Genomic DNA, 19,489 nt, shown 5'->3' with positions numbered 1-19,489 from the left:
CGGCAAGGTCATCGTCTGCGCCGTCATGCGCAAGCTCCTCCACCTGGTCTGGGGCGTCCTGCGTTCGGGCAAGCCATTCGATCCCCAGCACGCCATTGCATAGGCCGCCGCAAGACGGTATCTACGCGGACCGCCCGCCAGCCACAGATCGCCGCATTCCGCCAGTGCCGCGCATTCATGTTCGATTCGGAAATGCGCGGCTACCGTGCCCGCACTTCGTCCTGCCGCCCCTTGGCAGGACACCGGCCCCGACCGCCCTTCTGGCGGCTCCCGGTGCCCGGGCGATAAGCGCGCCATAGAGTCGCCGCCCTCCCCAGTACGCCATGTCGGTTTCCGTCGCGGTTCGCGTTCCCTAATCCGGGGCGAGGACGTGCGGTCCGGCGCAACGGAGCAAGGAGTTTCGATGAAACTGGAATGGATCATGTGGCTGGCCTCGGTATTGCCGGCCCCGGCCGCGGACTCGCTGTGCCTGAGCACGACGGTCTACCTGGAAGCCCGCGACCAGTCCGCACGCGGCCAGGCGGCGGTGGCGGAAGTCGCGCTGCGCCGCCAGGAAAGCGGCCTGTGGGGCGAGTCGATGTGCGAGGTGGTGACCGCACGCAAGCAGTTCGCGCCGACGATCCTGTCGCCGAACACCCGCCTGGCCAACAGCAGCGCTTGGGCGCAGGCCGTCAGCGTGGCACTGGAATCGGAACGCAACTGGGCACTGCCGCCGCACAAGCGGCGCGAGATCGTGCCGGGCGCCAGCCACTTCATGGCCCACGCGATCGCCGCGCCGAGCTGGCGCAACGCCTACCAGGTGGCGACGATCGGCGACCACACCTTCCTGCGCGTGCAGTCGCTGCGCCCGCCGGCGCAGGCCGCGGCCAGCGACCGCGGCTGAGGCCGGACTCCCGGGCGCATTCCACCCGGGCCCCGCCAACCGACGAAACCCGCCAGCCGGCGGGTTTTGCCGTTTCCCGGACCTGCCGCATAGTGGCGGCCCTTTGCCGCGGAGTTCCCGATGAAGCTCTACACCAAGCCCGGCGCCTGTTCGCTGGCCGACCACATCGCGCTGCAGTGGATCGGCGTGCCCTTCACCGCCACCATCGTCGACGGCACCGACATCAAGCAGCCCGATTTCCTCGCGCTCAATCCCGCAGGCGCGGTGCCGGTGCTGGTCGATGGCGACTGGGTGCTGACCCAGAACGCGGCGATCCTCAACTACCTGGCCGATACGTTCCCGGACGCCGGCCTTGGCGGCGACGGCACGCCGCGCGGCCGCGCCGAGGTCAACCGCTGGCTGGCCTTCCTCAACGCCGACGTGCACCCCACGTTCCACCCCTTGTTCGGCACCACCAAGTATCTCGAGGATGCCGATGCCATCGATCGCACACGCAAGCAGGCGATGAAGCGCCTGCGCGGCATGTTCGAACGTCTCGACGCGCAGCTGGCCGGGCGCGACTGGCTGGTGGGCACGCGCTCGATCGCAGACCCCTACCTGTTCGTCGTGCTGCAGTGGGCGAAGAAACTGCGCCTGGATCTCGGCGGCCTCGACAACCTGCATACCTTCGACGCCCGCATGCTTGCCGACCCCGGCGTGCAGGCCGCGCTGGAAGCCGAGGGCATACTGTAACCGGCCACGACGCGAGCGCGCCGGGCCAAACGCCGCCGCACGTCGTACCGCGTCGCGTCCCTCAGCCGGGTACTGGCTCCGCGCCGGCGCTCGCCTGCACCGCCGCCAGCCAGGCACCGGCCACGGCGTCGCCGCGCGATTTCGCCAGCGCCGCGCGCAGTTCGGGCAGCAGCACGGCCAGTTCCTCGGCATTGCCGCAGCGCTCGATCTTCAGCTGCATCATGAAACCACGCAGGCCGAGGTGCGCCTTGACCGCCTCGGACATCAGCGCGCTCATCGTGCGGAAGCGCTCGCTGGGCGCGATGGCGGCGGCGTCCGCGGGTGCGGCATCGCCGCTGCCGCCCGCCGCCGCGACCTCGTCGCGCAGCGCGATCAGCCCCTTGTCGCGCAACTGCGCCAGGCCGTCGTCGGGTGCGTGCAGGCCGGCGCCGAGGCGGAGGAGTTCCGCCGCATCGCGCTGGCCGTCGACGACCAGCAGCAAGGCACGCAACGTGCTCGGCAACTTGCGTGCACGCGTCGCGATCTCGTCGCGTCCGGCCACGGTCTTGGCATAGATATCCCGATCTCGCATCTCTCCCTCCCCAGGGTGCGGATGCATCGCGTCCTGCTGCCGGGTGCCGGCAGCATTCGACCGGTCGCCCCCGCGGCCGGCCACGCGCGCATGTCCTCGCGCTGCCGTTCTACCACAGGCAGGCGCCCCGGCGACAACGGTGCGGCGCAGCGTGACCGCAGTCACGGTCCCCCGCGTCCGCGGCCTGGAGGCGCCGGGGAGATCAGCTCGCGGGCGGCACCCGCACCGCGCCCTCCATCAGCACGCGGGCGCTGCGGCTCATGATCGCCTTGGCGACCCGCCACTGGCCATCGACCAGCGCCGCCTCGGCGCCGACCCGCAAGGTGCCGGAAGGGTGGCCGAAGCGGACCGAGGTCCGCTCGCCACCGCCGGCGGCCGCGTTGACCAGCGTGCCGGGGATCGCGGCGGCGGTGCCGATGGCAACGGCCGCGGTGCCCATCATCGCGTGGTGCAGCTTGCCCATCGACAGCGCGCGCACGTTGAGGTCGATGTCGCCGGTGCCGATCGCCCTGCCGCTCGACGCGGCATAGCCGGCCGCCGGCGACACGAAGGCCACCTTCGGCGTGTGCTGGCGCCTGCCGGCATCCTCGATGCGTTCAATCAGGCCCATGCGCAACGCGCCATGCGCGCGGATCGCCTCGAAGCGGGCAAGCGCGGCCGGGTCCTCGTTGATCGCCGGCTGCAGTTCGGTGCCGGCATAGCCGATGTCGGCGGCATTGACGAAGACCGTCGGGATGCCGGCGTTGATCAGCGTCGCCTGCAACGTGCCGACGCCCGGCACCTCCAGCGCGTCGACGAGGTTGCCGGTCGGGAACATCGCGCCGCCGTCCTCGCCCTCGTCGGCCGGATCGACGAACTCCAGCACGATCTCCGCCGCCGGAAACGGCACCCCGTCGAGTTCGAAATCGCCGGTTTCCTGGACCTCGCCAGCGGTCACCGGCACATGCGCGACGATGGTCTTGCCGATGTTGGCCTGCCAGATGCGCACGGTGCAGATGCCGTCGCGCGGCACCCGCGCCGGATCGACCAGGCCGTTGGCGATCGCGAACGGACCGACCGCCGCCGACAGGTTGCCGCAGTTGCCGCTCCAGTCGACGAAGGCCGTGTCGATGGCGACCTGGCCGTAGAGGTAGTCGACGTCGTGGCCGGGCACCGACGACTTCGACAGGATCACGCACTTGCTGGTGCTCGAGGTCGCGCCGCCCATGCCGTCGGTGTGCTTGCCGTAGGGATCGGGCGAGCCGATCACGCGCATCAGCAGCGCGTCGCGCGCCTGACCGGGCACGCGCGCGGATTCGGGCAGGTCGTCGAGACGGAAGAACACGCCCTTGGACGTGCCGCCGCGCATATAGGTGGCGGGGATGCGGAGCTGCGGAGCGTGCGTCATGCGTGTGGTTTCCAGTGCGTGCGGGACGGCGGCTCAAGCGCCGTCGTCGGGGATATCAGGTTCCACCAACTGTGCCAGCATCGCCAGCGACTCCTGCCAGCCGAGTCGGCAGAAGTCCACCGGGATCGCCGCGGGAATGCCTTCCTGCACGATCTCCAGCGCGGTGCCGGCGATGCTTCGCCCGAACGTCACCGTGACCTGCATCTCGCCGCGCAGGTCCGGATTCTCGAACCGGTCGGTGTAGCGGATCAGTGCATCGGGCACCAGTTCGACGTAGGTGCCGCCGAAGGCGTGGCTGGAGCCGGTGCCGAAGTTGGTGAACGACATGCGGTAGCCGCCGCCCACGCGCGCATCCATGTGATGGACCTTACCGGTGAAGCCGTGGGGCGGCAGCCACTTCACCATGGCGTCCGGGTCGAGGAAGGCGCGGTAGACCCGTTCGGCGGGCGCGCGCAGCACGCGGTACAGCCGGACGGTGCCTGGGTCGTGGTCGGACATGATCGGTCTCCTGTGGCCGGGGTGTACCGATACGACGAACGACTCAGGCCGCTTTCGACGACTCGAGGAAATCCTGCGCGAAACGCTGCAGCACGCCACCGGCCTCGTAGATGCTGACCTCCTCGTCCGAATCCAGGCGGCACAGCACCGGGGTTTCGATCACCTCACCGTTGCGTTTGCGGATGACCAGGGTCAGCATCGCACCGGGCGTGCGCTCGCCGACCACATCGAAGGTTTCGGTACCGTCGATGCCCAGCGTCCTGCGGTTGATCTCCATCGGGAACTGCAACGGCAGTACGCCCATGCCGATCAGGTTGGTGCGGTGGATGCGCTCGAAGCCCTCGGCGACGATCGCCTCCACGCCGGCCAGGCGCACGCCCTTGGCGGCCCAGTCGCGCGAGCTGCCCTGGCCGTAGTCGGCGCCGGCGATGATGATCAGCGGCTGCTTGCGCGCCATGTAGGTCTCGATCGCCTCCCACATGCGCACGACCTCGCCTTCCGGCTCGATGCGGGCCAGCGAGCCCTGCCTGACCTCGCCATCCACGACAGCCATCTCGTTGACGAGCTTCGGGTTGGCGAAGGTGGCGCGCTGCGCGGTGAGGTGGTCGCCGCGGTGGGTGGCGTAGGAATTGAAGTCCTCCTCGGGCAGGCCCATCCTGGCCAGGTATTCGCCGGCGGCGCTGCTGGCCAGGATCGCGTTCGACGGCGACAGGTGGTCGGTGGTGATGTTGTCCGGCAGCACCGCCAGCGGGCGCATGCCGGTCAGCGTGCGCGCGCCGGCCAGTGCGCCTTCCCAGTACGGCGGACGGCGGATGTAGGTGCTCTTCGGGCGCCAGTCGTACAGCGGGTCGACGCGCGTGCCATCGTCGACCGCCAGCGTGAACATCGGCCCGTAGACGCTGCGGAACTGCTCGGGCTTGACGCTGGCGCGGACCACCGCGTCGATCTCCTCGTCGGACGGCCAGATGTCCTTGAGCGTGACCGGGTTGCCGTCGGCATCCAGACCCAGCACGTCCTTCTCGATGTCGAAGCGCACGGTGCCGGCGATCGCGTAGGCGACGACCAGCGGCGGCGAGGCCAGGAACGCCTGCTTGGCGTAGGGATGGATGCGGCCGTCGAAGTTGCGATTGCCCGACAGCACCGCGGTGGCGTAGAGGTCCCGGTCGATGATCTCCTGCTGGATCGCCGGGTCCAGCGCGCCGCTCATGCCGTTGCAGGTGGTGCAGGCGAACGCGACGATGCCGAAACCCAGCTGCTCGAGTTCGGGCAGCAGTCCCGCCTCCTCCAGATACAGCTGCACGGCCTTGGAACCCGGCGCCAGCGAGGTCTTCACCCACGGCTTGCGCACAAGCCCGGCGCGGTTGGCGTTGCGCGCCAGCAGGCCGGCGGCGATGACGTTGCGCGGGTTGGAGGTATTGGTGCAGCTGGTGATCGCGGCGATGATCACCGCGCCGTCGGGCATCAGGCCCTCGGCTTCCTGCGCCTGGGCCTTGTCCAGGTCGACGGCGATGCCGCGCTCGTGCAACGCGCTGGTCGGCAACCGGCGGTGCGGATTCGACGGGCCGGCCATGTTGCGCACCACGTCCGACAGGTCGAACCTCAGCACGCGCTCGTACTCGGCGGTCCCGAGCGCATCCGACCACAGGCCGGCGGCCTTGGCGTAGGTCTCGACCAGCTGGATCTGGTCGTCCTCGCGCCCGGTCAGGCGCAGGTAGTCGAGGGTCTGCTGGTCGATGTAGAACATCGCCGCGGTCGCGCCGTACTCCGGGCACATGTTGGAGATCGTCGCGCGGTCGCCGATGGTCAGCGCGTCGGCGCCCTCGCCGAAGAACTCCAGGTAGGCGCCGACCACCTTCTCCCGGCGCAGGAACTCGGTCAACGCCAGCACCACGTCGGTCGCGGTGATGCCAGGCTGCGGACGGCCGGTCAGCTCGACGCCGACGATGTCGGGCAGGCGCATCCACGACGCGCGGCCGAGCATGACGTTCTCCGCCTCCAGCCCGCCGACGCCGACCGCGATCACCCCCAGCGCATCGACATGCGGGGTGTGGCTGTCGGTACCGACGCAGGTGTCGGGAAACGCGACGCCGTCCTGTGTGCCGATCACCGGCGACATCTTCTCCAGGTTGATCTGGTGCATGATCCCGTTGCCCGGCGGGATCACGTCGACGTTCTTGAACGCGCGCTTGGTCCAGTCGATGAAGTGGAACCGGTCGGCGTTGCGGCGGTCCTCGATCGCCCGGTTCCTGGCGAACGCGTCCGGCTCGAAGCCGCCGCATTCGACCGCCAGCGAGTGGTCGACGATCAGCTGCACCGGTACCACCGGATTGACCTGCGCCGGATCGCCGCCCTTGTCGGCGATCGCGTCGCGCAGGCCGGCCAGGTCCACCAGCGCGGTCTGGCCGAGGATGTCGTGGCAGACCACGCGCGCCGGGAACCACGGGAAGTCGAGATCACGGCGACGCTCGATCAGCTGGGTCAGCGACGCGGTCAACGTCGCCGGATCGCAGCGCCGCACGAGGTTCTCGGCGAACACGCGCGAGGTGTAGGGCAACGTGGCGTAGGCGCCGGGTCTGATCGCATCGACGGCCTCGCGCGCGTCGAACCAGTCGAGCGAGGTGCCGGGAAGGGATTTGCGGTGCTGGCTGTTCATGGCGGGCGTAATCCGGGATTGATATGCGCTGCCCTTCTCCCGCGTGCGGCGGATGAGGGCGCTGTTGGGACGATGCGAAAGGCGCCCTCCCCCCTGCCCCTCTCCCGCACGCGGGAGAGGGGTTCACTCAACGTCACTTCCGCTCGGCAAGCGGCACGAACGCCTGGTCCTCGGGACCGGTGTAATTCGCGCTCGGGCGAATGATCTTGCCGTCGATGCGCTGCTCGATGACGTGCGCGCTCCAGCCCGCGGTTCGGGCGATGACGAACAGCGGGGTGAACATCGCCGTCGGCACGCCCATCATGTGGTAGCTGACCGCGCTGAACCAGTCGAGGTTGGGGAACATCTTCTTGATGTCCCACATCGTCGATTCCAGGCGCTCGGCGATGTCGTACATCTTGCGGCTGCCCTGCTCGTCCGACAGTTCGCGCGCGACGGTCTTGATGACCTCGTTGCGCGGGTCGCTGACGGTGTAGACCGGATGGCCGAAACCGATGATCACTTCCTTCTTCTCGACGCGCTCGCGGATGTCGGCCTCGGCCTCGTCCGGCGAGTCGTAGCGCTTCTGCACCTCGAACGCGACCTCGTTGGCGCCGCCGTGCTTGGGCCCGCGCAACGCGCCGATGCCGCCGGCGATGGCCGAGTACATGTCGCTGCCGGTGCCGGCGATGACACGGCAGGTGAAGGTGGAGGCGTTGAACTCGTGCTCGGCGTAAAGGATCAGCGAGGTATGCATCGCCTTGACCCAGGACTCGCTGGGCGGAACCCCATGCAGCAGGTGCAGGAAGTGGCCGCCGATCGAGTCGTCGTCGGTCTCCACGTCGATGGCGCGGCCGTTGTGGCTCCAGTGGTACCAGTACAGCAGCATCGACCCCAGCGAGGCCATCAGCTTGTCGGCGATGTCGCGCGCGCCCGGATGGTTGTGGTCGTCCTTCTCCGGCTGCACGCAGCCGAGCACCGATACGCCGGTGCGCATGACGTCCATCGGGTGGCTCGAGGCCGGCAGTTCCTCCAGCGCGGCCTTGACCGCGGCCGGGATGCCGCGCAGCGACTTCAGCTTGGCCTTGTAGCCGCGCAGTTCGGCCTCGGTGGGCAGCTTGCCGTGGACCAGCAGGTAGGCGATCTCCTCGAATTCGCTGGTGCGCGCCAGGTCGAGGATGTCGTAGCCGCGGTAGTGCAGGTCGTTGCCGCTGCGGCCGACGGTGCACAGCGCGGTGTTGCCGGCGGCGGTGCCGCTCAGGGCGACGGACTTCTTCGGCTTGAACGCCGGTGCGGTGGTCTCGCTCATTTCGTATCTCCGTTCGGAAGCGTGTTGGCCGCGGATCGACGCGGACCAACACGGATTAAGAGCATCAATTCGTTCTTGAATTCGTTCGTGCCCGATCCGCGTCCATCCGCGCAAATCCGTGGCAAAGGATCATTTCTTCGAAGCGAACAGCGCATCCAGCCGCTGTTCGAACGCGTGATAGCCGATGCGGTCGTAGAGTTCCTCGCGGGTCTGCATGGTATCGACGACGGCCTGCTGCGAACCATCGCGGCGCACCGCGGTGTACACGGACTCGGCGGCCTTGTTCGCGGCGCGGAACGCCGACAGCGGGAACAGCTGGATCGCCACACCGGCCGAGGCCAGTTCGTCGCGGGTGAACAGCGGCGTGGCGCCGAACTCGGTGATGTTGGCCAGCACCGGCGCCTTCACCGCGTCGACGAAGCGGCGGTAGGTGTCGAGGTCGTAGGCGGCCTCGGCGAAGATGCCGTCGGCACCGGCCTCGACGCAGGCGATCGCGCGTTCGATCGCGGCGTCCACGCCGTCGACCTGGATCGCGTCGGTGCGCGCGATCAGGAAGAAGTCCGGGTCGGTCTTCGCGTCCGCGGCGGCCTTGACCCGGTCGACCATCTCGCCCTGCGACACGATCTCCTTGCCCGGGCGATGCCCGCAGCGCTTGGCGCCGACCTGGTCCTCGATGTGGCAGGCCGCGGCGCCGGCCTTGATCAGCGACTTGACCGTGCGCTCGATGTTGAACGCGCTCGGGCCGAAGCCGGTGTCGATGTCGACCAGCAGCGGCAGGTCGCAGACGTCGGTGATGCGGCGCACGTCGATGAGCACGTCCTCGAGCGTGTTGATGCCGAGGTCCGGCAGGCCCAGCGAGCCCGCGGCGACACCGCCGCCGGAGAGATAGATCGCCTGGAAGCCGGCGCGCCTGGCCAGCAGCGCGTGGTTGGCATTGATCGCACCGATCACCTGCAGCGGCGATTCGGCGGCAAGGGCGGCGCGGAACCTCGCGCCCGCGGAAGCGGGGAGGCCGGTGGACGGGGTGCTCATGCTGTGCTCCTGGTGCGTGCGGCGACGGCACGTGCCGTGCGGTGTTCCGCGATGGCCGGTAATCTGGCACCATCCGACTGGTTGATCAATCTTGATCGAATAAATCAACATTTTTCAGATGCCGACCGCCGCCGACACCGACCTGCTCCCCGCCAGCGAGGCCTGCGCCCTGCTCGGCATCAGCCCGTCGACGCTCTACGCCTACGTCAGCCGCGGCCTGCTGGCATCGCGCCCCGGCGCCGACCACCGCAGCCGCGTCTACCTGCGCCAGGACGTGGAGCGCCTGGCGCAGCGCAAGCGTGCCGGACGCGGGGCCGAGCGTGGCGCCGCGCAGAGCCTGGACCGCGGCCTGCCGGTGATGGAGACGCGGATCTCGCTGATCCGCCCCGACAGCCCCTACTACCGCGGCCGGTCGGCGGCGCGGATGGTGCGCGCCGGCGCCAGCCTCGAGGATGCGGCACGGCTGCTGTGGGACTGCGGCGAACAGGACCCGTTCGACGCCACACCCGCCGACTGGCCGGCCCGGGTCGCGCCGATCGCCACCGATGCAACGCTGCCGCCGCTGGAACGCGCAATGGCGTCGATCCCGCTGCTGGCGCTGGACCAGCGCCACTCGCTGTCCTCGGCGTTGCCGACACGCCGCGAGATCGCCGCGGCCCTGCTGCGCCAAAATGCCGCGCTGCTGGTCGCCGGCACGCCGGATGCACGCCCGGTGCACCGGCTGCTGGCCGACAGCTGGCGCCCGGGCGACGACAACTTCGCCGAACTGGTGCGCGCCGCGCTGGTGCTGTGCGCCGACCATGAACTCAACGTCTCCGCGTTCGCCGCGCGCGTGGTCGCCTCGACCGGCGCGCACCTGCACGCGACGGTCTGCGCGGGCCTGGCCGCACTGTCGGGCCCGCGCCACGGCGGCGCCACCGCGCGCGCCTACGCGCTGCTGCGCGACGCGCTCGACGCGCCCTCGCCTACCGCCTTCATCGCCGAGCGCTGGCAGCGCGGCGACGACCTGCCCGGCTTCCACCACGTGTTGTATCCCGATGGCGACCCGCGCGCGGCGGAAGTGCTGGCGATGCTGCGCGAACGGCGCGACGGCACGCCGGAGATGCGCCATGTCGAAGCGGTGATCGCGGCGGCGCAGGACACCAGCGGACAGCCGCCGAACATCGACGGCATGCTCGCGGCGATCTGCTTCGTCCACGGGCTGCCGGCGGCACCGGCGCTGGTGATGTTCGCCGCCGGCCGGCTGGCCGGCTGGCTGGCGCATGCGCTGGAGCAGCAGGCGCTGGGCCGGTTGATCCGGCCGCGCGCGCATTACAGCGGCGTCGAACCCGCGGAGGCGGAGGCGCCGCAATGACGAAGGAAGCCGTGGAGCCGCGGGCCGGAACCCGCTCGGCGCATGGCGATCCAGCCCGGCGGACGCCGCGGGGCGGGTCTCGACCCGCCACCGCGTCGCCCGCGGCCCGTGTCGACCCCCGACCCCGCTACTGCCCGGCGTCGGCGCCACGCTCCAGCACCCGCCGGACCTCGTCGAGCGCGTTGGGATCGTCCAGCGTCGACAGGTCGCCCGGATCGCGCGATTCCGCCAGCGCCTGCAGCGAACGCCGCAGCAGCTTGCCCGAGCGGGTCTTGGGCAAGGCATTGACCACGTAGACCCGTGCCGGTCGCGCGACCGCGCCGAGCTGGTCGGCGACGGTCTGCAGCATCTGCTTCGCGGTCTCGCCCTGGCTGCCTGCCGTCCCGGCCTGCTTGAGCGTGGCGAACACCACCGGCACCTGGCCCTTGAGCTCGTCGTGGACGCCGATCACCGCGGCCTCGGCGACCGCCGGATGACTGGAGATCGACTCCTCGATCTCACGCGTGCCGAGGCGATGGCCGGCGACGTTGATGACGTCGTCGGTGCGGCCGAGGATGAAGGTGTAGCCGTCCTCGTCGCGGATCGCCCAGTCCAGCGAGCTGTAGAGCAGTTCGCTGAAGTGCGAGAAATAGCTCGACAGGAACCGCTGGTCGTCGTTCCACACCGTGGTCATGCAGCCCGGCGGCAGCGGCGGCTGGATCACCAGCACGCCCTTCTGCCCCGGTGCGGCCTCCTCGCCGGTGGCCTCGTCGATAACCCGCAGGTCGTAGCCCGGCGACGGCAGGCCGGGCGAGCCGAACTTGACCGGCTTCATTTCCACGCCCGGCATCAACGTCAGCACCGGCCAGCCGGTCTCGGTCTGCCAGTAGTTGTCGATGACAGTCTTGCCCAGGCCCTCGTTGATCCAGTGCGCGGTCGGCTCGTCCAGCGGCTCGCCGGCCAGGAACAGGTACTCGAGCTTCGACAGGTCGTACCTGGTCAGGAACGAGGCGTCCTGCTTCTTCAGCACGCGGATGCCGGTCGGCGAGGAGAAGATGGTGCGCACGCCGTAGTCGGCGCAGATCTTCCACCAGATGCCGGCATCCGGCGTGGTCGGCAGGCCCTCGTAGAGGATCGACGTGGCGCCGGCGACCAGCGGCCCGTAGACGTTATACGAGTGGCCGACCGCCCAGCCGACATCGGACGTGGAGAACATCACCTGCCCCGGCTTGACGTCGTAGATCGCCCACATCGACAGCGCCATCGCGACCGCGTAGCCGCCAACGTCGCGCTGCACCCCCTTGGGCTTGCCGGTGGTGCCGGAGGTGTAGAGCAGGTACGCGGGCTCGTTGCTCTCCAGCCATTCGACCGGCACGTCCTCGCCGGCATGTTCGGCGCGCAGCGTGGCGTAGTCGACGTCGCGGCCTTCGACGCGGGTGTAGTCCGGATCCAGCCCGCGGCTGACGACCAGCACGTGCGCGGGCGGGTGCTGCGCCTGGGCGCAGGCGGCATCGACCAGCGGCTTGTACGGGATCACCTTGCCGCCGCGGCTGCCGGCATCGGCGGCGATCAGCAGCTTGGGCTGTGCGTCGTCGATGCGCAGCGCGAGGTTGTGCGAGGCGAAGCCGCCGAACACCACCGAGTGCACCGCGCCGATGCGCGCGCAGGCCAGCATCGCGAACACCGCCTCGGCCATGTTGGGCATGTAGATGACCACGCGGTCGCCACGGCCCACGCCGAGCGACTTGAGCACGGCGGCGAAGTCGTTGACCTCGCGGTAGAGCTGGCGGTAGGTGATCTCGCGCGTCTCGTCGGTCTCGGTCGAGATCGCGACCAGCGCGAGCTGGTCGCCGCGCTCGGCGACGTGCCGGTCGACCGCGTTGTAGCAGAGGTTAGTCTCGCCGCCGACGAACCACTTGCGGAACGGCGGATTGTCGTATTCGAGGATCGACGTCGGCGGCTTGTGCCAGTGGATCGCCTTGGCCTGCTCGGCCCAGAACGCCTCCGGCTCTTCGATCGAACGTCGATGGAACTCCGCGTAATCCATGGTCGCCTCCCGTTGACAGTGTCCGGAGGCTAGACCCGCGGCGGCGGCGGCGCGTTACGACGTTGGTCTTAACCGCGCCGGCAAGACGGAAAACCCTTGGAAATCCGGGGATTTCCGCGACAGGTTGATCGTATCGATCAACCATGCCGCATTGCCGCACGCGCCTTCGCCGAGGTCCCGCTTGCGCGACTGCAGCCGCCGGGCGCACGCACGCCCGGCGCCAGCGGCGCCCCTTGCCGTGACTATTCCAGCTCTCGCGCGCGCTCGCGCAGCACGAACTTCTGCACCTTGCCGGTCGCGGTGCGCGGCAGGTCGCCAAACACGAATGCGCGCGGCACCTTGAATCCGGCCAGGTGTTCGCGGCAGTACGCCAGCAGCGCGTCCGCATCGGGCGCATCCTCGCCCTTGAGCTGCACGAACGCGCACGGCGTCTCGCCCCACTTGCGGTCCGGACGCGCGACCACGGCCGCGTCCATCACCGCGGGATGCCGGCACAGCGCGTCCTCGACCTCGATCGAGGAGATGTTCTCGCCGCCGGAGATGATCACGTCCTTGGAGCGGTCGCGGATCCTGACGTAACCGTCCGGATACACGACCGCAAGGTCGCCGGTGTGGAACCAGCCGCCCTCGAACGCCTGGTCGGTGGCGGTCGGGTTCTTCAGGTAGCCCTTCATCGTGATGTTGCCGCGGAACATGATCTCGCCGATCGCCTGGCCGTCCCACGGCACCGGCTGCAGCGTCGCCGGGTCCAGCACCTGCATGTCCTCCTGCAGGAGGCAGGCCACGCCCTGGCGCGCGTTGAGCTCGGCGCGTTCGGCCACCGGCAACTCGGACCAGCCGGGCCTGGGCTGGCACAGCGAGGCCGGGCCGTAGACCTCGGTCAGGCCGTAGACGTGGGTGATGTGGAAACCCATCCGCTCCATGCCCTCGAGCACCGCCGCCGGCGGCGCGGCGCCGGCGATCTGCGCGTGCACGCCGGTGACCCCGGCCTTCCATGCGTCGGGCGCGGCGACCAGCGCGCTGTGCACGATCGGCGCCCCGCAGAAGTGGGTCACGCCATGTGCGCGCATCAGCGCGAACACGCGCTGCGGCTCGAACCTGCGCAGGCAGACCTGGGTGCCGGCCACCGCGGCCATCGTCCACGGGAAACACCAGCCGTTGCAGTGGAACATCGGCAGGATCCACAGGTACACCGGATGCGGCGGCATGCCCCAGTCGATGATGTTGGCAACGGCATTGAGGTAGGCGCCGCGGTGGTGGTAGACCACGCCCTTGGGGTCGCCGGTGGTACCGGAGGTGTAGTTCAGCGAGATCGCATCCCACTCGTCGGCGGGCAGCGTCATCGCGAAATCCGGCGCGCCGCCGGCGAGGAAGTCCTCGTACTCGATCTCGCCGATCAGCTCGCCGCCGACCGCCTCCACGTCGTCGACGTCGACGACCCGCGGCGGGTACTTGCACAGCGCCAGCGCCCGGGCGATGACCGGCGAGAACTCGCGGTCGGTGAACAGTACGCGCGCCTCACCATGGTCGAGCATGAACGCCAGGGTCTCGGCATCGAGCCGGGTATTGAGGGTGTTGAGCACCGCGCCGAGCATCGCCGGCCCGTAGTGCAGTTCCATCATCGCCGGGGTGTTGGGCAGCATCGCCGCGACCGTGTCGCCGCGGCCGATGCCCCAGGCCTGCAGCGCCGAGGCCAGGCGCCGGCAACGGGCGTACACGTCCGACCAGGTCAGGCGGCGCTCGCCATGGATCAGCGCGACCCGTTCCGGGTGCACCTGCGCGGCCTTGCGCAGGAAGGTCAGCGGCGACAGCGCGGTGTAGTTGGCCTGGTTGCGGTCCAGGTGCTGTTCGTAGGCATGCAGCGACATGACGATCTCCTCCCGCGCCGGCAGGACAGCCGCCGGCGGTCGGTGCCGATTATCCCGTCTGCACGGGCGCGGGTGGCATGGACGTTGGTCGAACACAAGCCCCAGGGCCCCACGGCGGGCCACCACGGCCGCAACCGCCATTTCGGCCACCACAACGGAAAACGCCGGGACTGGCCCGGCGTTTTCCTGATGCAACCGCTTGCGATCAGCCCAACAGATGGGCGACGCCGCTGCGCTCTTCCTCGAGCTCGGCCAGGGTCTTGTCGATCGCCTTCTGGCTGAAGTCGTCGATCGGGACATCCTTGACCAGGGTGTACTCGCCGTTTTCGGTGGTCACCGGGAAGCCGAAGATCACGCCTTCCGGGATGCCGTAGCTGCCGTCCGACGGCACGCCCATCGTCACCCATTTGCCGCCCGAGCCCAGCACCCAGTCGTGGATGTGGTCGATCGCGGCGTTGGCGGCCGAGGCCGCCGACGACAGGCCGCGGGCCTCGATGATCGCCGCGCCGCGCTTGCCGACCTGCGGGATGAAGGTGTTGGCGTTCCAGTCGGCGTCGTCGATCCTGTCCTTCAGGTTCACGCCGTCCGCGGTCGCGAAACGGTAGTCGGGATACATCGTCGGGCTGTGGTTGCCCCAGACGATCAGGCCCTCGATGTCGCCGACCGGCACGCCGGCCTTGGTCGCCAGCTGGCTCAGCGCGCGGTTGTGGTCGAGGCGCAGCATCGCGGTGAAGTTCTTCGCCGGCAGGTCGGGCGCGGACTTCATCGCGATGTAGGCATTGGTGTTGGCCGGGTTGCCGACCACCAGCACCTTGACGTCACGCGAGGCGACCTTGTTCAGCGCGGCGCCCTGGGCGGTGAAGATCTTGGCGTTCTCCAGCAGCAGGTCCTTGCGCTCCATGCCCGGGCCGCGCGGACGCGCGCCGACCAGCAGGGCGATGTCGGCGTCCTTGAACGCCACTTCCGGGTCGTCGGTGCCGACGACACCGGCCAGCAGCGGGAACGCGCAGTCCTCCAGCTCCATGATGACGCCCTTGAGCGCCGCCTGGGCCTTGTCGATCGGCAGCTCCAGCAGCTGCAGGATCACCGGCTGGTCCTTGCCCAGCATCTCGCCGGAGGCGATCCGGAACAGCAGGGCGTAACCGATCTGGCCGGCGGCACCGGTCACGGCAACACGGACGGGCTTCTTCATCATCAATCCTCTTCGTTCTCTCGTGGGGTATCGCTGGGGAAGGAATCCGGCGCGGGCTCAGGACAGTTCCGCGAAGAACGCGCGGATGCGGTCCAGCCCCGGCGCGAGCTGCGCCGCCGGACAGGTGTAGCTGATACGGATCGCGCGCGGCTCGCCGAACGCCGAGCCGGGCACGCAGGCCACGCCCTTGGCATCGAGCAGGGCGTTGCAGAAGTCGACATCGTTGTCGATGCGGGTATCACCATGCGCCTTGCCGAAGGCGACGCTGATGTCGGGGAACACGTAGAACGCGCCGGCCGGCTTCGGGCAGACCACGCCGGGAATCCGCGCCAGCGCCGCCATCACTTCGTCGCGGCGCGCCTGGAAATCCGCGCACCGTGCCTCGGGCACGTCCTGCGGGCCCGACAGCGCGGCGATCGCCGCGGCGGTGACCACTTCCGGCACGTTGGTGATGTGGTTGGAATTCATCGTCGCGAACGCCCGGGCCACCGCTTCCGGCCCGGCCAGCAGGCCGACGCGCCAGCCCGGCATGCCGTACGTCTTGGACAGCGAATCGACGAAGACCGTACGCTCGCGCAGTTCCGGCCGCGCCTGCACGAAGTTGTGGTAGCCGACGCCGTCGAACACCATGCGGTTGTAGATGTCGTCGGTGACGATCCAGGTGTCCGGATGGCGCGCCAGCACGTCGGCCAGCGCGGCGATCTCGGACCGCGTGTAGACCATGCCGGTGGGATTCGACGGATTGTTGAACAGGAACACCTTCGGCCGGTTGGCCAGCGCGGCGTCGAGCTGCGCGGGCGTCAGCTTGTAGTCCTGCTCCGGCGGGCACGGCAGCAGTTGGATGTCGGCGCCGACGATCTCGGCGATGTCCAAGTACGTGGTCCAGTACGGCGTCGCGAACGCCAGGCCGTCGCCCTCGTCGAGCAGCACCTCGGCCAGGTTGTAGAGCACGTGCTTGGCGCCGATGCCGGCCGCGCAGTCGGCGCGCGTGTAGCCGTCCAGGCCGAGCGCATCGAGGTGGCCGATGAACGCGTCGAGCAGCGCGTCGCTGCCGCGGTTGCTGCCGTACTGGCCGGAATCGTGCGCCAGCGCGTCGCGCGCCGCGGCATAAACGTGCGCGCCCGGCAGGAAATTGGGCACGCCGATCGAAAAGCCGATGATGTCCCGTCCTTCCGCCTTCAGGCGCTTGGCCTTCTCGGCGACCTGCATGATGGCGCTGGGCCGGGCGCGGCCGACGCGGCGGGCAAGCTGGGGCATCGCGGGACACCTGTCGTGGACGGGAGGCCGGGCCCGCAGGCCCGGCGGCAGCCCGGAATTTTAGCATGCGGGTCGCGTCGGGCCGGACGGCCCACACTGCCGGGCGCGATGCCCGGACGGCGGAACGCCGCGGCGGCAGGACCGTCGCGGCGTTCCGGGTGTGGCCGCGACGCCTGCCGGCGGGCGGCGCCGGGCACTTCAGGCGGCGATCAGGCCGCGAGGATCTTGTTCCACTCGGCCACGCGGTCGGCCTTGGCGGCCAGCGCGGCGTCGACGTCGCCCTCGATCTTCACCGACTTGATGGTGTCGCCCTGCTTGACCGCGTCGACCACGTCCAGGCCCTCGGTGACCTTGCCGAACACGGTGTGCTTGCCGTCCAGCCAGTCGGTCTTGATGTGGGTGATGAAGAACTGGCTGCCGTTGGTGTTGGGGCCGGCGTTGGCCATCGACAGCACGCCACGCTCGTGCTTGACGCCGTTGTTGGTCTCGTCCTCGAACTTGTAGCCCGGACCGCCGCGGCCGGAGCCTTCCGGGCAGCCGCCCTGGATCATGAAGTCCGGGATCACGCGATGGAAGTTGAGGCCATCGTAGAAACCGCGCCTGGCGAGATTGACGAAGTTGGCCACGGTCAGCGGCGCCTTGTCGGGATAGAGCTCGACCTTGATCTGGCCACGGTCGGTATCGAAAACGGCGTTCAGGGACATGATGGATCCTGGCAGTGGATAAGGGATCGGAACCGGATTTCCCCGGGCCGACGGACAGCAGATGCGGCCGGGGCCGGCCATTTCAACCGGCCACTGAACCGGCGCCGCCGTGCGGCAGCGCAACATGCCGCGACAAACCGCTATAATAACCGGCTCTCCCACTGCCTATCGTGCGCCCCGGTCTTCGACTCTGGCGCAGCCTTGCCCATGTCCATCGAACGCCTGCGCAATATCGCCATCGTCGCCCACGTCGACCACGGCAAGACCACCCTCGTCGACCAGCTGCTCAAGCAGTCCGGCACCCTCAACGAACGCACCGTGCTCGCCGAGCGGGTGATGGACAGCAACGACCAGGAAAAGGAACGCGGCATCACCATCCTGGCCAAGAACACCGCCATCAACTGGCAGGGCAACCGCATCAACATCGTCGACACCCCGGGACACGCCGACTTCGGCGGCGAGGTCGAGCGCGTGCTGTCGATGGTCGACTCGGTGCTGATCCTGGTCGACGCGATGGACGGCCCGATGCCGCAAACCCGCTTCGTGACCCAGAAGGCGTTCGCGATGGGCTTCAAGCCGATCGTCGTGGTCAACAAGATCGACCGCCCGGGCGCGCGCCCGGACTGGGTCATCGACCAGGTGTTCGACCTGTTCGACAAGCTCGGCGCGACCAACGAGCAGCTCGACTTCCCGATCGTCTATGCCTCGGCGCTGCACGGCTATGCCAGCCTCGACGACAGTGCCCGCTCGGGCGACATGACCCCGCTGTACGAGGCGATCATGCAGCACGTGGCGGCGCCGGACGTCGATCCCGACGGTCCGTTCCAGATGCGCATCAGCCAGCTCGACTACAACAACTTCGTCGGCCTGATCGGCATCGGCCGCATCCAGCGCGGCAAGGCGAAGAAGAACATGCCGGTCAGCGTGGTCGACCGCGAGGGCAAGAAGCGCCAGGGCAAGATCGTGCAGGTGCTCGGCTTCCTGGGCCTGGAGCGGGTCGAGGTCGAGGAAGCGCAGGCGGGCGACATCGTCGCGATCGCCGGCATCCAGGAACTGGGCATCTCCGACACCGTTTGCGCGCTCGACACGCCCGAGGCGCTGCCGGCGCTGACCGTCGACGAGCCGACCATCAGCATGACCTTCCAGGTCAACAACTCGCCGTTCGCCGGGCACAAGGAATTCTCCGGCGGCAAGTTCATCACCAGCCGCCAGATCCGCGAGCGGCTGGAGCGCGAGACCCTGCACAACGTCGCGCTGAAGGTCGAGGAGACCGCCGACGCCGACAAGTTCCTGGTCTCCGGCCGCGGCGAGCTGCACCTGTCGGTGCTGATCGAGACCATGCGCCGCGAAGGCTTCGAGCTGGCGGTGTCGCGCCCCGAGGTCATCATCAAGGAGATCGACGGGCAGCTGATGGAGCCGGTCGAGCAGCTCGTCGTCGACGTCGAGGAGCAGCACCAGGGCGGCGTGATGGAGAAGCTGGGCATCCGCAAGGGCCAGCTGAAGAACATGGAATCCGACGGCAAGGGCCGCGTGCGCCTGGACTACCTGATCCCGGCGCGTGGCCTGATCGGCTTCCAGAACGAGTTCAAGACCCTGACCCAGGGCTCGGGCCTGCTGTTCCACGTGTTCGACCACTACGGGCCGAAGGAAACCGGCGCGATCGCCAAGCGCAACAACGGCGTGATGATCGCCAACGCGCCGGGCATGACCCCGGCCTACTCGCTGGGACCGCTGGAAGAGCGCGGCCGCCTGTTCGCGGCCGAGGGCGACAACGTCTACGAGGGCCAGCTGGTCGGCATCCATTCCAAGGACAACGACCTCACCGTCAACGTCATCAAGGGTAAGCCGCTGACCAACGTGCGCGCGTCGGGCAAGGACGATGCGATCAAGCTGACCCCGGCGCTGAAGTACTCGCTGGAGCAGGCCCTGGACTTCATCGAGGACGACGAGCTGGTCGAGGTCACGCCGAAGGAAATCCGCCTGCGCAAGAAGCTGCTGACCGAAAGCGACCGCAAGCGCGCATCCCGCGCCGCCTGATCCGCGC

General features: G+C 69.1%; 15 protein-coding genes and 1 pseudogene. 5 read left to right on the top strand and 11 right to left on the bottom strand.

From position 1 onward, the window contains the following. From LDO26_RS17065 to LDO26_RS17055, 3 genes and pseudogenes are all read left to right on the top strand, one after another. A pseudogene (locus LDO26_RS17065) lies at positions 1–103 on the top strand (IS110 family transposase); the annotation flags it as partial. Between the two features lie 300 nt (positions 104–403). Continuing rightward, positions 404–883: a cell wall hydrolase gene (locus LDO26_RS17060; RefSeq protein WP_232132296.1), complete on the top strand. Its 480-nt coding sequence runs from the start codon at positions 404–406 to the stop codon at positions 881–883. Positions 884–1,003: 120 nt separating this feature from the next. After that, positions 1,004–1,615 (top strand): glutathione S-transferase family protein, encoded by a 612-nt coding sequence (locus LDO26_RS17055; protein ID WP_232132295.1) that lies wholly within the window; start codon positions 1,004–1,006, stop codon positions 1,613–1,615. Positions 1,616–1,676: 61 nt separating this feature from the next. Here the strand turns inward: LDO26_RS17055 and LDO26_RS17050 are convergent, their stop codons facing one another. The 6 genes from LDO26_RS17050 to prpB all read right to left on the bottom strand — a co-directional run bounded on the left by LDO26_RS17050 (position 1,677) and on the right by prpB (position 9,044). Continuing rightward, on the bottom strand, positions 1,677–2,186 hold the full coding sequence (locus LDO26_RS17050) for a hypothetical protein (RefSeq protein ID WP_232132294.1): 510 nt from the start codon (positions 2,184–2,186) through the stop codon (positions 1,677–1,679). A 202-nt stretch (positions 2,187–2,388) separates the two neighbouring features. Beyond that, on the bottom strand, positions 2,389–3,573 hold the full coding sequence (prpF, locus tag LDO26_RS17045) for a 2-methylaconitate cis-trans isomerase PrpF (RefSeq protein ID WP_232132293.1): 1,185 nt from the start codon (positions 3,571–3,573) through the stop codon (positions 2,389–2,391). 33 nt (positions 3,574–3,606) lie between these two features. Continuing rightward, a complete protein-coding gene (locus tag LDO26_RS17040; protein ID WP_232132292.1) occupies positions 3,607–4,071 on the bottom strand; it encodes an SRPBCC family protein in 465 nt (154 codons plus the stop codon). A 43-nt stretch (positions 4,072–4,114) separates the two neighbouring features. Then, positions 4,115–6,724 (bottom strand): Fe/S-dependent 2-methylisocitrate dehydratase AcnD, encoded by a 2,610-nt coding sequence (acnD, locus tag LDO26_RS17035; RefSeq protein ID WP_232132291.1) that lies wholly within the window; start codon positions 6,722–6,724, stop codon positions 4,115–4,117. Between the two features lie 133 nt (positions 6,725–6,857). Continuing rightward, positions 6,858–8,012, bottom strand: coding sequence for a bifunctional 2-methylcitrate synthase/citrate synthase (prpC, locus tag LDO26_RS17030; protein WP_232132290.1), 1,155 nt, complete (start codon positions 8,010–8,012; stop codon positions 6,858–6,860). 129 nt (positions 8,013–8,141) lie between these two features. After that, positions 8,142–9,044, bottom strand: coding sequence for a methylisocitrate lyase (prpB, locus tag LDO26_RS17025; protein ID WP_232132289.1), 903 nt, complete (start codon positions 9,042–9,044; stop codon positions 8,142–8,144). Between the two features lie 118 nt (positions 9,045–9,162). On the opposite strand from prpB, the gene LDO26_RS17020 reads away from it, so the two are divergent. Next, positions 9,163–10,398, top strand: a complete 1,236-nt coding sequence (locus LDO26_RS17020) for a citrate synthase family protein (protein ID WP_232132288.1) — start codon at positions 9,163–9,165, stop codon at positions 10,396–10,398. 127 nt (positions 10,399–10,525) lie between these two features. Here the strand turns inward: LDO26_RS17020 and prpE are convergent, their stop codons facing one another. The 5 genes from prpE to LDO26_RS16995 all read right to left on the bottom strand — a co-directional run bounded on the left by prpE (position 10,526) and on the right by LDO26_RS16995 (position 17,445). Next, the gene (gene prpE, locus LDO26_RS17015; protein WP_232132287.1) at positions 10,526–12,424 is read right to left on the bottom strand and encodes a propionate--CoA ligase; all 1,899 of its coding nucleotides are present in this window, start codon (positions 12,422–12,424) and stop codon (positions 10,526–10,528) included. 242 nt (positions 12,425–12,666) lie between these two features. Next, positions 12,667–14,292: an acyl-CoA synthetase gene (locus tag LDO26_RS17010; protein WP_232132286.1), complete on the bottom strand. Its 1,626-nt coding sequence runs from the start codon at positions 14,290–14,292 to the stop codon at positions 12,667–12,669. 205 nt (positions 14,293–14,497) lie between these two features. Then, positions 14,498–15,484: a malate dehydrogenase gene (locus LDO26_RS17005; protein ID WP_232132285.1), complete on the bottom strand. Its 987-nt coding sequence runs from the start codon at positions 15,482–15,484 to the stop codon at positions 14,498–14,500. A 57-nt stretch (positions 15,485–15,541) separates the two neighbouring features. Continuing rightward, complete coding sequence (locus LDO26_RS17000; protein WP_232132284.1) at positions 15,542–16,741, bottom strand: aminotransferase class I/II-fold pyridoxal phosphate-dependent enzyme; 1,200 nt, start codon at positions 16,739–16,741, stop codon at positions 15,542–15,544. 209 nt (positions 16,742–16,950) lie between these two features. Next, a complete protein-coding gene (locus LDO26_RS16995) occupies positions 16,951–17,445 on the bottom strand; it encodes a peptidylprolyl isomerase (protein ID WP_232132283.1) in 495 nt (164 codons plus the stop codon). Between the two features lie 207 nt (positions 17,446–17,652). Here LDO26_RS16995 and typA point away from each other — a divergent pair, with 207 nt between their 5' ends. After that, a complete protein-coding gene (gene typA / locus LDO26_RS16990; RefSeq protein ID WP_232132282.1) occupies positions 17,653–19,482 on the top strand; it encodes a translational GTPase TypA in 1,830 nt (609 codons plus the stop codon). Positions 19,483–19,489 lie beyond the last annotated feature (7 nt).

The sequence above is a fragment of the Proluteimonas luteida genome, from assembly GCF_021191695.1.
GTDB lineage: Bacteria > Pseudomonadota > Gammaproteobacteria > Xanthomonadales > Xanthomonadaceae > Luteimonas > Luteimonas luteida.
Note: the sequence above shows the minus strand (reverse complement) of the source record. Positions and strands in the feature narration are given on the sequence as shown.

What these genes read in the sequence shown, in the direction of transcription:
- prpE (WP_232132287.1), bottom strand. Translation starts at nt 12,424, where the DNA reads ATGGATTACGCGGAGTTCCATCGACGTTCGATCGAAGAGCCGGAGGCG.
- LDO26_RS17005 (WP_232132285.1), bottom strand. Translation starts at nt 15,484, where the DNA reads ATGAAGAAGCCCGTCCGTGTTGCCGTGACCGGTGCCGCCGGCCAGATC.
- LDO26_RS17060 (WP_232132296.1), top strand. Translation starts at nt 404, where the DNA reads ATGAAACTGGAATGGATCATGTGGCTGGCCTCGGTATTGCCGGCCCCG.
- LDO26_RS16995 (WP_232132283.1), bottom strand. Translation starts at nt 17,445, where the DNA reads ATGTCCCTGAACGCCGTTTTCGATACCGACCGTGGCCAGATCAAGGTC.
- typA (WP_232132282.1), top strand. Translation starts at nt 17,653, where the DNA reads ATGTCCATCGAACGCCTGCGCAATATCGCCATCGTCGCCCACGTCGAC.
- LDO26_RS17000 (WP_232132284.1), bottom strand. Translation starts at nt 16,741, where the DNA reads ATGCCCCAGCTTGCCCGCCGCGTCGGCCGCGCCCGGCCCAGCGCCATC.
- LDO26_RS17055 (WP_232132295.1), top strand. Translation starts at nt 1,004, where the DNA reads ATGAAGCTCTACACCAAGCCCGGCGCCTGTTCGCTGGCCGACCACATC.
- LDO26_RS17040 (WP_232132292.1), bottom strand. Translation starts at nt 4,071, where the DNA reads ATGTCCGACCACGACCCAGGCACCGTCCGGCTGTACCGCGTGCTGCGC.
- LDO26_RS17010 (WP_232132286.1), bottom strand. Translation starts at nt 14,292, where the DNA reads ATGTCGCTGCATGCCTACGAACAGCACCTGGACCGCAACCAGGCCAAC.
- prpF (WP_232132293.1), bottom strand. Translation starts at nt 3,573, where the DNA reads ATGACGCACGCTCCGCAGCTCCGCATCCCCGCCACCTATATGCGCGGC.
- prpC (WP_232132290.1), bottom strand. Translation starts at nt 8,012, where the DNA reads ATGAGCGAGACCACCGCACCGGCGTTCAAGCCGAAGAAGTCCGTCGCC.
- LDO26_RS17050 (WP_232132294.1), bottom strand. Translation starts at nt 2,186, where the DNA reads ATGCGAGATCGGGATATCTATGCCAAGACCGTGGCCGGACGCGACGAG.
- acnD (WP_232132291.1), bottom strand. Translation starts at nt 6,724, where the DNA reads ATGAACAGCCAGCACCGCAAATCCCTTCCCGGCACCTCGCTCGACTGG.
- prpB (WP_232132289.1), bottom strand. Translation starts at nt 9,044, where the DNA reads ATGAGCACCCCGTCCACCGGCCTCCCCGCTTCCGCGGGCGCGAGGTTC.
- LDO26_RS17020 (WP_232132288.1), top strand. Translation starts at nt 9,163, where the DNA reads ATGCCGACCGCCGCCGACACCGACCTGCTCCCCGCCAGCGAGGCCTGC.